Here is a 15470-nt window from a genome sequence, read left to right on the forward strand (position 1 = left end):
AACATTTGTTAGAAAGTAATTTGTTTCCGGATCCTACTCAAGGACTGAGGTTCTATACCTAGAAAGGAGGCAATATTTTCTACAGATACCTGTAATGCTAGTTCAGGAGTTTGTTTGATAAACTTAAGATAACGCTCTTTGGCCGTTAGAGTTTGAAAATCATACACACGCTCCATTTTACAGCGAAGACTCTCGTTGATAATGGCTTCAGCCAATTGATTCCATTTGGTATCGGATTGTTTCAGGAGATCAAAGTTGGTTTTAGAAATTCTTTATAATTTGCAATCTGTAATGCTCTCAAAACAATCTTCAGATGGAGTGCCATTCATAAAACTGTCTAATGCTGTAAAAAAAGTAGTATTTCCTACGAGATGCTCTACAATTATTTTTCCGTTTTTATTTTTATATCCTTTTAGAATTCCTTCTACCACGAAGTACAAATAGGATTCGGTTTTTCCCTCTTGGATGATGATAGATTTTTTGGGGAGCTCTACATAGGCAAACACTTGTTCGAGTAGAGCAATCTCTTTCTCTGATAATTGGATTTTTTGTTCAAAAAAAGAGATTAGTTGATCCATATGTGCTGTTCTACAAACATTTTACATTAGTTAGATTTTAGTATCGATCTTAAACAAAAAGGATGGCTCGAGTCCTACACTATGATATTAACTTAGTGATGACCTGAGTTTCGCTATGTAACGTTTTATGTACAGGACACTTGTCTGCGATTTGCAGAATACGTTTGATTTGTTTTTCGTCGAGTTCTCCTTCTAATTTGATTTCTCTTTCGAAAGTATCTATTATAGCATTTGGATCTTCGCAATTCTCACAATCAATAGCATGAGTTTTACCATAACTGGTATGTACTTCTACATTTTCTAGCTTCCAACCTTTTCTTGCAACGTACATTTTTATGGTCATTGCTGTACAAGCCGATAGACCTGCTGAAACTAACTCATAGGGAGAAGGACCAAAATCTTTTCCACCAACACTTTCGGGCTCATCAGCAACCATGTAATGATTTCCTACTTTCATCTGGGTGGTATATCCTTCACTATCGTCCAAACTTGCTACGACCTGATGTTGGCTGTTAATTTTGGGCATTTCTGGAATATCTACGTATCTAGAAGCCCAACCCGCAATCACTTTTCCGACATAAACCGAGTCTTCTTTTCGCATCAATAAGTGATCTGCTCCGTCTAGTGACACAAAACTTTTAGGATGTCTTGCGGCAATATAAATTTCTTCGGCGTTTTTAATTTCTACGGTAAGATCCTGAGGGGAGTGCATGACCAAGAGCGCTTTATTCAAATTTTTGGCGACTTCAGGGAGCGATTTGGTTTGCAGGTCATCTATAAATTGTTTTTTGATCGTAAAATCTCGACCGCTAAGGTTAACTACCGCTTTACCATTGGCCTCTATCTCTTCAAGATTGCTTTTTAGCAAATGAGTAACATGCTTAGGGTTAGAAGGAGCACCCACAGTGACTACTGCTTTGATCGAGTCCAATTCAGAAGCTGCAAATATGGCAGCAGCTCCACCCAAAGAGTGCCCAATTAAGACCGTAGGGGCTTGGTACTCTTCTTTCAAAAAATTAGCTGCAGCTACAAGGTCTTCTACATTGCCCGAGAAATTAGTGTCTTCAAAATCACCTTCACTTTCTCCTAATCCAGTAAAATCAAAGCGCAAAACTCCAAAACCTTGCGAAGTAAGTCCTCGACTAATATTTCGTACAGCACTCAGATTTTTATTACAGGTAAAACAGTGAGCGAATAACGCAAAATTATGGGGGTGTTGATCGGCAGGTAACTCTAGTCGACCAGAAAGTTTTTGGCCTTCAGAATTGATAAAGGAGACTTTGGATAAACTCATTGGTGTTATTTTTATAGTAATGTCGAATTTTTTGGTGTAAAATAAATTTTATTGGTATTAAAAGTATGTTAAAGAAATGAGAGCTTTTGTTGATTTGTGGGGGATAAGTTTTGATAAAACTCAAGATTTTGCACTGGATAATTTATTAAATTATAAGGAATTACCCAACGGAACAATTTTGAGCTTAAAAACAAAAATAACAGTAACACTCGGCAGCATACTTTTGATTGCTCTGATCCTGTATTTGCGCAAGGACTATTGTAAATGTAAGGATCGGATTTCTTATCAGAATATAGATCTCAATAAAGAGATAGATCTGGATGTGCTATATACTCCTACTGATAGTACCGAATTGCAAAATATTCTCTTATCCTGGAAGAATTTTTCCGAAGAGAGTGATACCTATCAAACGGTTAATAAAAGTGGATATTTTTATAACCGAAATTTGTTGGTAGTTCGACATACAGTACAAGGGGCAAAACATTACGGAGCTATTGTATTGCCCAAAGATTATGATGAGAACAAAAAATATCCTCTATTGGTTTGGGCAAACGGTTTGGATCAATCTAATCCCACTGTAGATTTGAGAGGTTTGGGAAAGGTGTTTATGCGTCTTAAGGACTACTTTATTTTAGTGCCCTCTTACCGAGGGCAAGCTCTGGTAGCAAACGGTCGCCGGTATTGCTCTGACGGTTTTTTTGGCGATGCTTTTGATGGCGCTACAGATGATGCATTACGACTTCTAGCGTTAGCCAAGAACGAGTTTAAAGGAATAGACAATAACAGAGTTGTTGTTAGTGGCACGAGTAGAGGGGGAACAGTAGCGCTTTTGATGGGGATTCGAGATCCCGGGATTAATGCGGTGATATCTATAGCGGCACCAACGAACTTCTTTTCTGAAGAAATGTATAATCGTTATACCAAACAGTATAAGTACCAGTTCCTAAGTCATAAAAAATCCATTATGGAGATACGAGCTAAAATGATCAAGAGTTCTCCAATTTATTTTGTAGAAAAATATCCCAATGCTTTATTGTTAATTCATGGCGAAAATGATAAAATAGTGCCTGTTTCTCATGCACATAAGGTGATTGCTAAACTAAAGCAAAAAGAGAATTTTGAATATCGAATTACCGATCAGGGACATGCCATTGATAATCAAACCCGATATATCATGGATTGGTTACGCCAGCATAATTAATTCTTCTTATCATTTAGGCATGAATGACTTGTGCTTATAGAAATCATCCATGCCCGATGAAAAATAATAATAACCTTTGGTTTTATGTGTCAAATCCAAGAATTATCTAGTTCATGCTGTTTTGATTTTCAATATGATTCCAGGTGTAGGTCCGTCTTTTTTGCCAGGCACCTTGACTGTCAATATCAAAAGAAGTGGTAATCAATTCACCATCTTTGAGCGTTGATCGGTGTCCATGAATTGTCTTTTTTCCATTAGGTGCTACAAATTCCTGGATTAATTCTGAGATTTGATCCTTTTTTAATGTCAAAGGACCTTTTCCCACGGTGCCATCTGCTCCATACTGAACGATGACTCCTCGATTTTTACCATAATCCCAGTATTGTCTGAACTCCCACAAAACCCCCTGTTTTTTCCCATTAATCAATCCGTATAACTTTCCAGTGATACTTTGTTTACCAACACCCCAGTCCCAGTGCATACCATATTGATCAAAGGGTTCATTTTGATTTTGGTAAGATGTATTGTCGGTAATCCAGGTTCCCGTAGAAGCTTTCATGTTTTCAACAAACCAATCTGGAATCTTTTGTTGGGCACTGGCAGTGCTTAAAAACAAAATTGTCAAGAGCTTTAGTACTGATTTCATAATTGGGTTGTTGAAATTTGTTTGTTGTTTTCTGCAAGATGTTGCCAGTTATCAAGAAGATATTCGGTGTCTTCTTTTGCTTGCTTGGTGCCCATGGATAAGAAATATCCGCTCAAAAAAGGGTTTTTGAATTCGTAAGTAAAATCCAATACTAATCGAGTTTGAAAAGGGCTTACCGTTTCTACTCTCCATAGTCCCGATAATGATTTTAATGGAAATGGATAATCTTCTCGTTCTGTATGGACCTTAAATTGAAATTCTTTACCGGGTTCCCAAACGGTACAGGTCTCTTCCCAACTACTACCATCTGGTGCACTGCATACCCTTTTCATGCCAAGTCCTTGCCCCTCGGTAATTTCTACATGATGAATATTGGGAGCAGTTACCTCGTGATAATTACCTACATCTGCAATGATATTCCATACTTTATCTTTTGGAGCATGAATTATTCGTTCTGCGGTAAAATGTTGTTCTCCTTTTGCTTTAGGGTACTGGATAAATCCGTAACCTAACAATAACACTATATCTAATACCAAGAAAAGTGCTAGTACTTTTAAAATTTTACGTATCATAACTTTTGCTTTTTGTTGCCATAAAATTAGTTCAGAAAACTGCTGGATATTCGGTAAATGGGGTGCTCTCAATTAATTGAAACTCATTTTTGGTTCTTTCTCTCAACCAAGGGTTTTCTATTTAATTAAGGTGTACTATTTTTATACTATGAATAGTATTGAGTCATCTGCTTTTATCATCACCTTTTTGTTAGGAGGGGTTATTTTGATCGGTTGTTTTATCTTGTTGGTAGTACTCAAAAGTGTTACCTTAAAACATTCCCGATTTTTTTGGCGATTACTTTACTTGGACTTATACAACATTTGTTTACTTATCTTTTGTTTACCACACAATTGATCAAAGTATGGCCTCATTTGTTTGGATTGGGATATCCATTATTGTTTTTGGTAGGCCCTTGTTTTTTTCTTTTTATAAAGCATTACGGGGAGTCTTCTTTTAGTTTTAAAAGATGGAATTTCCTGCACTTTCTGCCTTTTTTGATGATGTTGATTTTTTTGCTCCCAAGTACTTTTACAGTGCTGCAGAAAAACAAGAAATTATCACCTATTATTACGATCTTTTACCTAATGGAGTAGTAGCGCTTTCAGATTGGTTTCAGGCCAGTTTGCATTTAGTGTTGTTGTTAGTTTATGCAGTAGCCGCTTTTATGTTGATACAAAAAAGAGATAAAACCAATAGCATACTGTTGAAGAGATTCAGTATCCTTATGGCGATTTTGGCTTTTACCGAGATTTTGTTACAAGCAGGTTTTTTACTTACGGGAGCTTCAGCAATTACTGCAGAGATTGTTTTGGCAGGTTTGATGGCAATTACCGTACTTCTTTTAGGATATTGGATTGTAGACATAAAGCAGGTGTTACCGGTATTAGAAGGAAAGAAATATAAAACATCTCCCGTATCTCAACAGCAGGCAGTACTGATTGAGAAAAAAATCCATAACTTTTTGGTAAAAGAAGAAAACTATTTGGATCCTAATCTTAAAGTTGCCGATTTGGCGGATGGATTACAAATACCTTCACATCATATTTCGCAGGTATTAAGCGAAAGAATGAACACTAATTTCTATACAATAATCAATCATTATAGAGTTGAGAAAGCAAAGGAGCTCTTAGCATCGGGTGCACTGGAAAAAATATCTGTTCAGGCAGTAGGTGAAGAGTGTGGCTTTAGCAGTAAAACTAGCTTTTATAGGGCTTTTAAGAAGATAACAGGAATGACACCTGCTCAATATCAATCCTATCAGATCTCCTAAGCCTAAAGTTTATTCAATAGTTCAGTGGTAGACAAAATTGTCGCAAATTCATCTTTTAGGCTTGCAATGGCGGTATCATGGATCAATTGAGCGCTATACAACTCACTGTTGGCACCTGTTTTATTAAAAGTAGCTACTGCATCATCAATAAGATAAGTTTCAAATCCAAAATTACCCGCCATTCTGGTTGTGGTAGAAACACAGTGATCTGTGGTTAATCCTACGATGACAACCGTATCGATGTTATTTTGTTCTAGTTGTGTTTTAAGGTCAGTACCGATAAAAGCACTGTTAACTTCTTTTTCGATAATGGGTTCGTTGGGTTTGGGAGTATTAAACTCCATAAAAGCATTCCCCGGATTGTTTTTGGATAGGGGAGAGTTGGGATTTGTAGAACAGTGTTTGATATGAAAAACAGGTAATTCTTGATCTCTCCATACAGAAAGAAGCGTCTCTATGTTTTTCTCTGCATTTGGATTGTTACGTTCTCCTCCCCAATACGGAATATCTTCAAACCCTTTCTGAATATCTACTAATAAAAGTGCTGGTTTTTTTGCTTTAAAACTTCCCATTATTGATCTTGTTTTTTTCTAAAGTCGGTATTAAAAAACACTCCTAACTGTAAACGATCAAAATTAATTCCGGTGAAATGATTTTTCAAATACCCAAACTGGATGCTTAAGTTGTCTTTTACATTATACCCAACAGCACCATATAAACGATTTTGCCCAAAAATAGGCTCCTGGAGATTAATGAACACCTCGTCATACACATTCAAAAACCACTTATCATCAATTGGATAAGTAAGTTGTAAACGATATCGCGCTCTATGTTCAGTAAAATCATCTACTTGTGTACTTATAAATCGCTGTTCCAAACGGTAGCGATGCTCAAACTTGAATTTACCTACTTTATTTTTTAAAATAAATTGTTGGAAAATTCGGTGCTCGTTGCTGTTTTCTTCACCAGGAATATCTTCAAAACTACCATCAGTATTGATGTATCCATATCCCAAAGTGGCTATTGCATTTTCATTGATATGATAATTAAGACCTGTACGCAGCAACAGTTGATTAAAAGTCGATGCTATTTCATAAAATCGGAATTGCGCTTCAGAATGAATACTTAACTTATCGCTTACTCTATTGGTCCCAAAATACATATACCATGCTCCCCATTCGTCTTCTCCAGTTTCTTGAGAAAAACAGTGAGCCATAAAAAAACAACAGAGAACAGATAAAATAATTTTCTTCATTATGTGCGATTTAGATGTAAAGATATGCTAGAATTTAGCTCGTAAATTTCAGATAATATAAAATATTATAGGACTTTTTAAGAGGTTAAAAATCTGTTAAATCCTAAAAATGATGATTCAAGCTTTTTCAATGGATAACTAAAGTGTCTCAAAAACAGTTGTTTACCCTTTTTGATTAGGTGGTTTCCCTCTGTTTTAAAATCTTAGGTAGAGATAACTTTGGGTAAGAGATGATGTTTAACAGCTGATAAATTAATACTATGGAAAATATACAGCATAATGGATATGATACTCATCCTGAAAATTTTGATGAGTATTATTTTGAAGACGATTTAGGGTATTATGATCATTATGAAGATGAAGATGATCGATACGAATCGGCAGCAGGCGTTTCTGCAGGTGCCGCGGTAGCAGGACTTACATTTAACATCTTGTCCAGCGCGATGACCACTTTTACCAAGGGGGACTTAAATGTAGTCATGCCCAATGGACCAATTGGAGTTACGGCTTCAGGAATTCCTAGCAAAATCAGAAGTCAATTAAAAACGGTACGACCAAGAGCAAGGACAATATTCAAATACCGTAAAACAAATCCAATCTCTGGGATAGAGCAAGTAAATATTCAATTGACTTGTAGAGTTCAATACAATGGTCCATCTGTACAAGCAACCTTTGGCTTTGCAGCTGGTGGTACTAGATCCAGGTTAATGAGGGATAGTAAAGTTACTATTAGAAATCCGCTTAGTCTGGAAAGGCAACCTACCTCTTCAGCATGGCGTAAAGTGGGGATTAATGTATATCCTGTGGTGACCATCCCGATTGAAGTTTCTGTAGATCATCCCTGGCCACAATCCAATGATCATTGGACGTTTGATTTAGTGATTAGTGGAATGTACGGTTTTGGAAGAAAAAAAGGACATCGAGCTGTAAGAAATATGAGGCATGTAAAAAATTAAACCTAAACAAAATATCCTGAAAAGCACGCTTTTCAGGATATTTGTAGTTTCTCTTTACTCTATTGAGAACTTTTTGGTTTCTTTAAAAGGAGAAATGTCTAATGTTTCTATAGTCTCTTTATAGGTTTTCCAATCTTGATCAAAAAATGTATTCGTCTTTTCCAATGCTTCTTTCAAAGCATCTTTAGCTTGTTTCAATAAGGTGTTTTCTGTTGAGGTTAATCCGGTTTGCCTTGAACCCACATAAAATGTAGCTGAGTTTAAGCGCTGCATCACTGTTACCTCTGGATTTCGGGTGATACCTTGTCTTTTATCTTCTTTACCAATGTAATAAGCCATAACACTATCTACTTTTTTAGAAACTTCTTTGGATAACTTAATTTGATCTTTATACTTCTCTTTATCCTCTTTTTTAAGTTTCTTTTGAAATTCAGCCGTTACATCTTTGCTTTCTATGAGTTGTTGCAAAGCATTAAGTACCGTTTCCCTCATTTTCTGAATTTCTTTTGAAGCTGCATATACCTCATTGATATTTTTTTGAGATATGGTCAACCTTGGGTCAGACTTTACCTGGATAGTAGTTTCAGACTTTTGATCTCCATACTCCATAACTACTTTGTATGTGCCAGGTTTTACTTCGACTCCTGCAGGTTCTACTTTAGGTTTTACAATTTTTCGGGTTGGATTTTGAACTCCTTTTTCGGTCATATCCCATACCATTTTATAAAAACCTGTAGAATCTGGTGCCTTTTGTTTCAGGGTTCTGATGAGTTCATTGTTATTATATACTTTCAGCTGTATAGAGTCCCACTTTACAATGGCTTCTTCATTTTCGTTATCGGCATCATCTTCCTTATTTTTTTCTTCTCCATTTTCTGTGCTTGCACATAATAAGAGATTAAAGCACCTTCTTTTCTGTTTTCAGCACTGTATAACGCATCACCTCCAAAACGTGTTCCTGTAGGTTGTTGGTAGGCAGCCTGATATCCAATAGGAGGATCAAAAACATGCAGTTTCTTATTCAAAATGGATTTGTCTTTTGCCAAAGCTCGTAAAGGTTTGATATTGTCTAGTACCCAAGCCGCTCTACCAAAAGTACCGATTACCAAATCATCTTCTCTGGTTTGTATAACCAAGTCCTTTACAGAAACTGTAGGGAAACCAGCGGTCCATTTTGTCCATTTAGCACCTGCATTTAAGGAAATATAGAGTCCATCATCGGTCCCTAAAAACAATAGATTTCGTTCGATAGGATCTTCTACAATACTTAGCGCATAACTGGTCACATCGTTTTGATCTACAATGCGATTCCAGGTCTTTCCGTAGTCTGTTGTGCGATATGCATACGGAGTATAATTGTATCTTCTATAATCATTGGCAATCAAAAGTGCTTCGCCTTTCTTTTTGTTTGAAGCTTTGATTTGGGCAATCCAGCTTCCTTGGGGTAACCCTTTGATGTTTTTGGATACATCCGTCCAGCTGCTTCCACCATCTTGAGTAATATGTACACGACCATCGTCGGTACCTACCCAAAGCATACCTTGTTCCAGAGTAGAAGGTTCTACAACCAAAATAGTACAATGGTTTTCTGCACCTGTTGCATCCATGGTAAGACCCCCACTTTCGGATTGCTTTTGTTTTTCTGGATCATTGGTAGTAAGATCAGGAGAAATCACTTCCCATGTAAGGCCTTTGTCAGTACTTTTATGAACAAATTGACTACCAAAGTAAAGCGTGCTATTATTGAAAGGATCGATATTGATCCCAGAGTTCCAGTTAAAACGGAGCTTTACTTTTGGATCGGGATGTATTGGTCTTACGATATAATTATTTCCTGTTTTCCAATCGTATCGTACGACAAAACCCTGTTGGCTCATGGACCATCCGTATTGTGAATCATCTTTATCTGGTACGACGTCGAACCCATCTCCAAAGGATATTTCCTGCCAATACGAATTTCTGATTCCCTGATCTCTCCATACGTAGGCAGGTCCTCGCCAGCTACCATTATCTTGCATTCCACCATATACGTTATAAGGGAACTCGTTATCAACATTGATATGATAGAATTGAGCTACCGGAAGATTCCCAATAAATCGCCACGTTTTTCCGCCATCTTTGGTAATGTTTAGTCCTCCATCATTACCATCAATCATAAAATTCCCATTTTGCGGATGGATCCACCAGGCGTGATGATCCGGGTGTACACCATTGTTGGCTCTATATGCAGGCATAAGTTGCGTGAAGTTTTTACCTCCATCTTCAGAAACATTTACATAGGTAAAAATAGAATAAACACGATTTTCATTTTGTGGATCAACGTATATGTCAGAATAGTAAAAAGGACGGTTTCCTATATCTTTTTTGTTGTTCACCATTTTCCAGTTAAATCCTCCATCTTCGGATTTGTACAATGCATTTTTTTAGCCTCGATTAGTGCGTAGATAATATCTGGTTTGTTTGGAGCAATTGCTAATCCGATTCTACCTAGATTACCTTCTGGTAATCCATCTTTATCTGTTTTTTGCTCCCACGTTTTTCCTCCGTCGTGAGTAATATACAATCCAGAACCTTGTCCTCCGGATTTAAAAAACCAAGGGTCCCTTTTATGTTCCCAAAGAGCAGCAATAAGCTTATTTGGGTTTTTTGGGTCCATTACCAAATCGGCAGCTCCCGTTTTATTATTGGTAAAAAGAACTTTTTTCCAGGTAATTCCTCCATCTGTGGTCTTAAAAATACCACGATCAGGATGTTCTCCCCAAGGAGAACCAATAGCAGCGGCATACACCGTATCTGGATCTGTAGGGTCGATAATCACTCTATGGATATGACGTGTTTTTTCGAGACCCATAAGTTTCCAATGCTTTCCGCCGTCGAGAGATTTGTAAATTCCATAACCTCCATTCAAACTATTTCTTGGGTTTCCTTCTCCGGTACCTACCCAGATTACAGAGGGATTCGATTGTTGAACTGCCACAGCCCCAATTGATGCGGTTGCTTCATTATCAAATATGGGATCCCATTTGATCCCTCCAGATGTAGATTTCCACAAACCACCAGATGCGGTTCCGGCATAGATGATGTCTGGATTTGAGTTGACAACATCGATAGCGGTTACACGACCGCTCATCCCTCCAGGTCCAATATTTCGTGGAGTAAGATCTTTTATAAGGTCGATATTAAAATCTTGCGCAGTGAGATAAGAGAGGGAATAAAATAAAATTAGAAATAGAATTTTTTTCATGAGATGAAAACGAGTTAATTATAGATGAATTTGTTGGCCTAAACGAGTTAAAAAATATACGTCAGGATATTTTCCTTTTAAGGAAGAAAGTTCCTTTTCTTTTATTCGGGGTGAAATATGTGTAGCAATAGTATGTTTTGGGTTGATGTATTTTTTGAGTAAGGAGGATGCATCCTCTTCTAATAACATCCAATAGGGAAGTATTGCAATATCGATTTGTTCTTGAACCAACTGTAGTTGATCAAAAAGTTTAATTTCCTCTAGCCAACTAGTGTCTCCCAGATGCAATATCTTTTGATGATCAAGTTCTACAATAAAACCAACGTTTTGTATTGAGCGATGTCGTTTACCAGCATGATCCACTTTCATTCCAGTTACTTTTAAGCCGCCCAGTTCAATGGTTTGCTTGATATAATCGGATGTTGTTATGGTAAAACTTTGATCTTTAAATGTTTTTAGACTATCTGTAATTTGTTGTGCTCCAAAAACCACTGCTTTTGAATTCGATTTTAAATAATTGGAAGAAAGGGCTGTACTAAAATGGTCACCATGATGATGCGTGAAAAGAAGGGCATTTGGTGTATAATGGGTATGAATTTTTTTGATTAGCTCAGCATTTGGGTACAGATAATCTTCGCCATATTTGGTATGTAAACCATCTATCAAAACCGAAATGTTTTTTCCTGCCAGATGCACTCCCATATTACCCATATAGGTAATGGTAATTTTATCTTGGGATAACCCTAAAGAACATATCAAAAAAGTAAATAGGATAAGAACCGTTCTAAACACTACAAACAGGATTGAGTTATGTGCCCTAAAGGTACTAAAATGAAAATGTCAAATTCTTAAAGGGGTGTTAAGGTGAATTCACTACATTTAACACATCAAAAAATATCACACATGAAATTCATAGAGCTTACCTTAAAAAATCATATGATTGTACATGGTTTTGATGCAAGAAATAAGGAAATCATAGAAGAAGTAGAAGTAAAAGAAGCTTCAAAAAAACTCGTAGCTATAGATCGAATTTTATCTGTTAGTGAAAAATACATCTTAACCAAATATACCCATGACCGTATTATTTATTGGGAATATCAAGAAAGCTATAAAGAAATAAAGGGAATACTTTCTAAATATCTCTAAGGCCTCATAATTTTAGAATTGTCGCTATATCTAGCTGATATCAATTTGAAATCTTTATCCACTTTGATAATTATTCTTTTGCTGGTATGAAGATTTACCATTTTCCATCGGAAACCATAAGAGGTTTCAAAAATAGAAGACCTAGCGGTTTTACGGATATCAATTTCATCAATACCTTCGATGATTTCACTGGCTAAAAGGTCCAAACCACGTCGTTTTTCTTCTTCTTTAGGAATTTCTCTATCACGAGGATTTTGAACTTGTTCAATGTTTAATAAACATTCAATATTTGCATATAACCGTGGAGGTACTAAAAGTGAGGAGCACAAAAAAAGAAAGAGTATGTAATGTTTCATAAGCGAAATATTTTCGAATTACATACCTTGCTTGTAGGAGCAAAAAATGCAATTACACTTGGTTTACGTTTGTTTTCATAGGGCGTATTTGCTAATGCTTTAACAATAATCTAAAATAAGGGTACTATAAAGTTAACCCATACCTCAAGCTTTTAGTGGTATTGTTTTGTTAAAAAAACCGTAATATTTCTTAAAATTCGTCGTTTTTAACAGTTTTGTTTAGTAAATAAACAAGAAAAATAAACGAAAGTTATTGGTGGATATTGGTGCGCTATCGTTTTCTATTTAATTCGTAATCATAGATTTGCCTTCCTAATTCTGCCAAAAAAGGAATTCCTATTTCCTCATATTCATATTGATCATCATTAAAAATTCTATTCTGATTTACATGAATCGTTGCGGACAACAAAAATTCAACATTGTTTTTTGTATCCACGATATAGGCGCAATCTGTAAGATATCCGTAAGCATAGCCAACTTTATTATGTATCTGAATATGCTGAGGAATATCTTTTTTACTATCTCCAAACATAAAAAACTTGCCATATGCATCATAGTATTTATTCTTATCAAAACCAAGATCGGCGGGTGTTCTTTTCATCGTTTGGGTAACAAATTCACTGTCTGATTTTGTGAGACGAAATTGTTGATTCTCGGGAAATAGTTCTGGAAAATGTATTCGTTTCATGATCCCATGCAATGAAGATAGTGGCAGGTAATTTTTCTCTGAAAAATCTTTAGGTTTTTGCATCAGAGAATCGTTATAAATGTAACCAATACCTTTTTGGGTTCGTTGTAATGTTAATTTTGGAGGTATTTTATTTTCTATAGTGTTTTGCACATAAACCGGGATGCTATCATTAAGATGTTGTTTAAAAACAATGGATTGTGTCTTTGGGTTATGGGAAAAAAAGGCAGATAGTCGATGCGAAATGCTTTCAGGAATATTTTTGTCTGCCAGTCTTTTGTTAATATCGTCTTGCCCCAAGAATTCGAACAATCGATTATAAGCTAGGTTACTACTTACCCCAAAGATTTTTTCTATTTCTCTTTCCAAGTTTGAATACAGGGTGTCGTTTTGGGTTTTGAAATAGGTGTGTAAATCAATAGGTACCCCTTGTTTTTGTAGCTCATTTAACTTCTCCAGGGCTAATAATGCCACAGGTAATTTTACGGTGCTGGCAGGATAAAAATATACACTGTCGTTTACGTTATATTGGTGATCTTCAAAAGTAATATTGCCTTTTTCATCTCGGTGAATTTGTGAGTAGATGACTTGTACTTCATGATCTTCAACATTCGAAATGACTTTATTAATAATTGCATGATCAGAATACAAAATAGTATCCAAAGGAGATTCTTTTGAACAAGACAATAAGCAAAGAGGAAAAACAAGAAGTAGAAAAAGCTTTAATAGGTTTTTTTTGGCGTAAAGTTCTTTATCTGCTTCATAATAGTTATCGCCTCTATTGCAAAAGGCATTTTATCGTTTGTTAATTAATAGTTTTTTTACGTCTATTCATAGAGTATATAAATATACAGTAAATGAGAGTAACCAAATGAATAGAACCAATTTCTTCATCTTTAAATAGAGAGGAATAGGTGAGTAAATATATAATGAATTCAGAGCTATTTGATTTTTGAGTTTTAAGTTCAAAAAAAGTTAGTGTTAGAACTTTGAGGTCAATATGATAAACAGTTAAGACATTGCTATTCTCCAAAACAAATGTTAATTCTTATTTCTTATCGTCGAATTGGGGACCAATCTTTTGTAAAATATGCTAACTTTATATAATGGAAAAGAAAAGAAAATTGTTCAAAAAAGGTTTCACCTTCAAGAAGTATGAAGCGCCAGAACAGTCTCCCTTTGATAAGCTTTTTGATATTTTTCAGGAGATTATCACACATACCTCTGGAGATTTGGATGAAGCCCTGGATTGGATGCGAGAACTAGACAAGGAGTATCAACTCACCGATGAAAATTATACCTTAGATGATTTCGTGGAAGATCTTAAAAAGAAAGGGTATATCCGAGAAGAAATCAGACCGGACGGAAGCGGTAAGATGGAGATCACGGCAAAGACCGAACAGGCTATACGGAAACGAGCATTAGATCAGATCTTTGGTAAATTGAAGCGGAGTGGAGCCGGGAATCATCGAACCAATTATGTGGGACGTGGAGATGAACATGCAGGAGAGTTTCGTAACTATCAATATGGAGATTCGATAGAAAGAATCTCGATGACTGAGACACTAAAAAATGCTCAAATCAATCATGGGATTGGAGATTTGAATCTTACAGAAGAAGACCTTGTTATCGAAGAAACGCGATTTAAAGCGCAAATGAGTACGGTGCTGATGATCGATATTAGTCATAGTATGATTCTATATGGTGAAGATCGGATTACTCCTGCCAAAAAAGTGGCTATGGCTTTGGCAGAGTTAATCACCACCAGATATCCAAAAGATACTCTCGATATTTTGGTGTTTGGTAACGATGCATGGCCAATAGCGATAAAAGATTTACCGTATTTGCAGGTAGGACCTTATCACACTAATACAGTTGCCGGTTTGCAGTTGGCGATGGATATGTTGCGTAGAAAACGGAATACCAATAAGCAAATTTTTATGATTACCGATGGTAAACCAAGCTGTTTGCGATTACCCAGTGGGGAGTATTATAAGAATAGTAATGGTCTGGATAGAAGAATCATTAACAAATGTTATATGATGGCCCAACAAGCAAGAAGATTACATATTCCTATAACCACATTCATGATTGCACAAGATCCTTATTTGATGCAGTTTGTAAGGGAGTTTACCTATGCCAATCAGGGGAAAGCTTTCTACACTGGGTTAAAAGGCCTGGGAGAAATGATTTTTGAAGATTATGAAACCAACAGAAGAAAAAGAATAAAAGGATAACCAACTGAGTTTGAACACTCAAAAAAATATTGTTTTTAGAGAAC

At 36.1% G+C, this 15470-nt stretch carries 15 protein-coding genes and 1 pseudogene; 5 read left to right on the forward strand and 11 right to left on the reverse strand.

Features of this window, described 5'->3' with window-relative positions; translation table 11 throughout:
* Nucleotides 1-8: 8 nt before the first annotated feature.
* From AC0L3Q_RS08335 to AC0L3Q_RS08345, 3 genes are all read right to left on the reverse strand, one after another.
* The gene (locus AC0L3Q_RS08335) at nucleotides 9-215 is read right to left on the reverse strand and encodes a hypothetical protein (protein ID WP_473286145.1); all 207 of its coding nucleotides are present in this window, start codon (nucleotides 213-215) and stop codon (nucleotides 9-11) included.
* Nucleotides 216-272: 57 nt separating this feature from the next.
* Nucleotides 273-578: a Crp/Fnr family transcriptional regulator gene (locus AC0L3Q_RS08340; protein ID WP_473286146.1), complete on the reverse strand. Its 306-nt coding sequence runs from the start codon at nucleotides 576-578 to the stop codon at nucleotides 273-275.
* 79 nt (nucleotides 579-657) lie between these two features.
* A complete protein-coding gene (locus AC0L3Q_RS08345) occupies nucleotides 658-1872 on the reverse strand; it encodes a bifunctional alpha/beta hydrolase/OsmC family protein (protein WP_473286147.1) in 1215 nt (404 codons plus the stop codon).
* 76 nt (nucleotides 1873-1948) lie between these two features.
* Between AC0L3Q_RS08345 and AC0L3Q_RS08350 the strand changes: the two genes are divergently transcribed.
* The gene (locus tag AC0L3Q_RS08350; protein ID WP_473286148.1) at nucleotides 1949-3073 is read left to right on the forward strand and encodes an alpha/beta hydrolase family protein; all 1125 of its coding nucleotides are present in this window, start codon (nucleotides 1949-1951) and stop codon (nucleotides 3071-3073) included.
* 106 nt (nucleotides 3074-3179) lie between these two features.
* On the opposite strand, the gene AC0L3Q_RS08355 is transcribed toward AC0L3Q_RS08350, so the two are convergent.
* Together AC0L3Q_RS08355 and AC0L3Q_RS08360 are read right to left on the reverse strand one after the other, a co-directional pair.
* Nucleotides 3180-3719: a hypothetical protein gene (locus tag AC0L3Q_RS08355; RefSeq protein ID WP_473286149.1), complete on the reverse strand. Its 540-nt coding sequence runs from the start codon at nucleotides 3717-3719 to the stop codon at nucleotides 3180-3182.
* Nucleotides 3716-4291, reverse strand: coding sequence for a type II toxin-antitoxin system RatA family toxin (locus AC0L3Q_RS08360; protein WP_473286150.1), 576 nt, complete (start codon nucleotides 4289-4291; stop codon nucleotides 3716-3718). Before AC0L3Q_RS08360 ends, AC0L3Q_RS08355 begins: the two co-directional genes overlap by 4 nt.
* Before the next feature lie 449 nt (nucleotides 4292-4740).
* Between AC0L3Q_RS08360 and AC0L3Q_RS08365 the strand changes: the two genes are divergently transcribed.
* Nucleotides 4741-5544, forward strand: coding sequence for a helix-turn-helix domain-containing protein (locus AC0L3Q_RS08365; RefSeq protein ID WP_473286151.1), 804 nt, complete (start codon nucleotides 4741-4743; stop codon nucleotides 5542-5544).
* Between the two features lie 2 nt (nucleotides 5545-5546).
* On the opposite strand, the gene AC0L3Q_RS08370 is transcribed toward AC0L3Q_RS08365, so the two are convergent.
* Together AC0L3Q_RS08370 and AC0L3Q_RS08375 are read right to left on the reverse strand one after the other, a co-directional pair.
* Nucleotides 5547-6116: a cysteine hydrolase family protein gene (locus AC0L3Q_RS08370; protein ID WP_473286152.1), complete on the reverse strand. Its 570-nt coding sequence runs from the start codon at nucleotides 6114-6116 to the stop codon at nucleotides 5547-5549.
* On the reverse strand, nucleotides 6116-6799 hold the full coding sequence (locus AC0L3Q_RS08375) for a DUF2490 domain-containing protein (protein WP_473286153.1): 684 nt from the start codon (nucleotides 6797-6799) through the stop codon (nucleotides 6116-6118). Before AC0L3Q_RS08375 ends, AC0L3Q_RS08370 begins: the two co-directional genes overlap by 1 nt.
* Nucleotides 6800-7059: 260 nt before the next feature.
* Here AC0L3Q_RS08375 and AC0L3Q_RS08380 point away from each other — a divergent pair, with 260 nt between their 5' ends.
* Nucleotides 7060-7755, forward strand: a complete 696-nt coding sequence (locus AC0L3Q_RS08380; protein ID WP_473286154.1) for a hypothetical protein — start codon at nucleotides 7060-7062, stop codon at nucleotides 7753-7755.
* A 54-nt stretch (nucleotides 7756-7809) separates the two neighbouring features.
* On the opposite strand, the pseudogene AC0L3Q_RS08385 reads toward AC0L3Q_RS08380, so the two are convergent.
* Nucleotides 7810-10999: pseudogene (locus tag AC0L3Q_RS08385) on the reverse strand (WD40/YVTN/BNR-like repeat-containing protein).
* 18 nt (nucleotides 11000-11017) lie between these two features.
* Nucleotides 11018-11791, reverse strand: coding sequence for an MBL fold metallo-hydrolase (locus AC0L3Q_RS08390; protein WP_473286155.1), 774 nt, complete (start codon nucleotides 11789-11791; stop codon nucleotides 11018-11020).
* Between the two features lie 111 nt (nucleotides 11792-11902).
* On the opposite strand from AC0L3Q_RS08390, the gene AC0L3Q_RS08395 reads away from it, so the two are divergent.
* A complete protein-coding gene (locus AC0L3Q_RS08395; protein WP_473286156.1) occupies nucleotides 11903-12145 on the forward strand; it encodes a hypothetical protein in 243 nt (80 codons plus the stop codon).
* Here the strand turns inward: AC0L3Q_RS08395 and AC0L3Q_RS08400 are convergent.
* On the reverse strand, nucleotides 12142-12501 hold the full coding sequence (locus tag AC0L3Q_RS08400; protein WP_473286157.1) for a hypothetical protein: 360 nt from the start codon (nucleotides 12499-12501) through the stop codon (nucleotides 12142-12144). The genes AC0L3Q_RS08395 and AC0L3Q_RS08400 overlap by 4 nt on opposite strands.
* A gap of 271 nt (nucleotides 12502-12772) precedes the next feature.
* Entirely contained in the window at nucleotides 12773-13852 is a 1080-nt protein-coding gene (locus AC0L3Q_RS08405; protein ID WP_473286158.1) for a serine hydrolase, read from the reverse strand.
* 443 nt (nucleotides 13853-14295) lie between these two features.
* Between AC0L3Q_RS08405 and AC0L3Q_RS08410 the strand changes: the two genes are divergently transcribed.
* Nucleotides 14296-15426, forward strand: coding sequence for a vWA domain-containing protein (locus AC0L3Q_RS08410; protein WP_473286159.1), 1131 nt, complete (start codon nucleotides 14296-14298; stop codon nucleotides 15424-15426).
* The last annotated feature ends 44 nt before the right edge of the window (nucleotides 15427-15470 follow it).

It is taken from the genome of Aquimarina sp. KJ22-3 (assembly GCF_055808215.1).

Bases quoted from the DNA above. Each gene is read 5' to 3' on its own strand.
- AC0L3Q_RS08340 (WP_473286146.1), bottom strand. From the start codon at position 578: ATGGATCAACTAATCTCTTTTTTTGAACAAAAAATCCAATTATCAGAG.
- AC0L3Q_RS08345 (WP_473286147.1), bottom strand. From the start codon at position 1,872: ATGAGTTTATCCAAAGTCTCCTTTATCAATTCTGAAGGCCAAAAACTT.
- AC0L3Q_RS08350 (WP_473286148.1), top strand. From the start codon at position 1,949: ATGAGAGCTTTTGTTGATTTGTGGGGGATAAGTTTTGATAAAACTCAA.
- AC0L3Q_RS08355 (WP_473286149.1), bottom strand. From the start codon at position 3,719: ATGAAATCAGTACTAAAGCTCTTGACAATTTTGTTTTTAAGCACTGCC.
- AC0L3Q_RS08360 (WP_473286150.1), bottom strand. From the start codon at position 4,291: ATGATACGTAAAATTTTAAAAGTACTAGCACTTTTCTTGGTATTAGAT.
- AC0L3Q_RS08365 (WP_473286151.1), top strand. From the start codon at position 4,741: ATGGAATTTCCTGCACTTTCTGCCTTTTTTGATGATGTTGATTTTTTT.
- AC0L3Q_RS08370 (WP_473286152.1), bottom strand. From the start codon at position 6,116: ATGGGAAGTTTTAAAGCAAAAAAACCAGCACTTTTATTAGTAGATATT.
- AC0L3Q_RS08375 (WP_473286153.1), bottom strand. From the start codon at position 6,799: ATGAAGAAAATTATTTTATCTGTTCTCTGTTGTTTTTTTATGGCTCAC.
- AC0L3Q_RS08380 (WP_473286154.1), top strand. From the start codon at position 7,060: ATGGAAAATATACAGCATAATGGATATGATACTCATCCTGAAAATTTT.
- AC0L3Q_RS08395 (WP_473286156.1), top strand. From the start codon at position 11,903: ATGAAATTCATAGAGCTTACCTTAAAAAATCATATGATTGTACATGGT.
- AC0L3Q_RS08400 (WP_473286157.1), bottom strand. From the start codon at position 12,501: ATGAAACATTACATACTCTTTCTTTTTTTGTGCTCCTCACTTTTAGTA.
- AC0L3Q_RS08410 (WP_473286159.1), top strand. From the start codon at position 14,296: ATGGAAAAGAAAAGAAAATTGTTCAAAAAAGGTTTCACCTTCAAGAAG.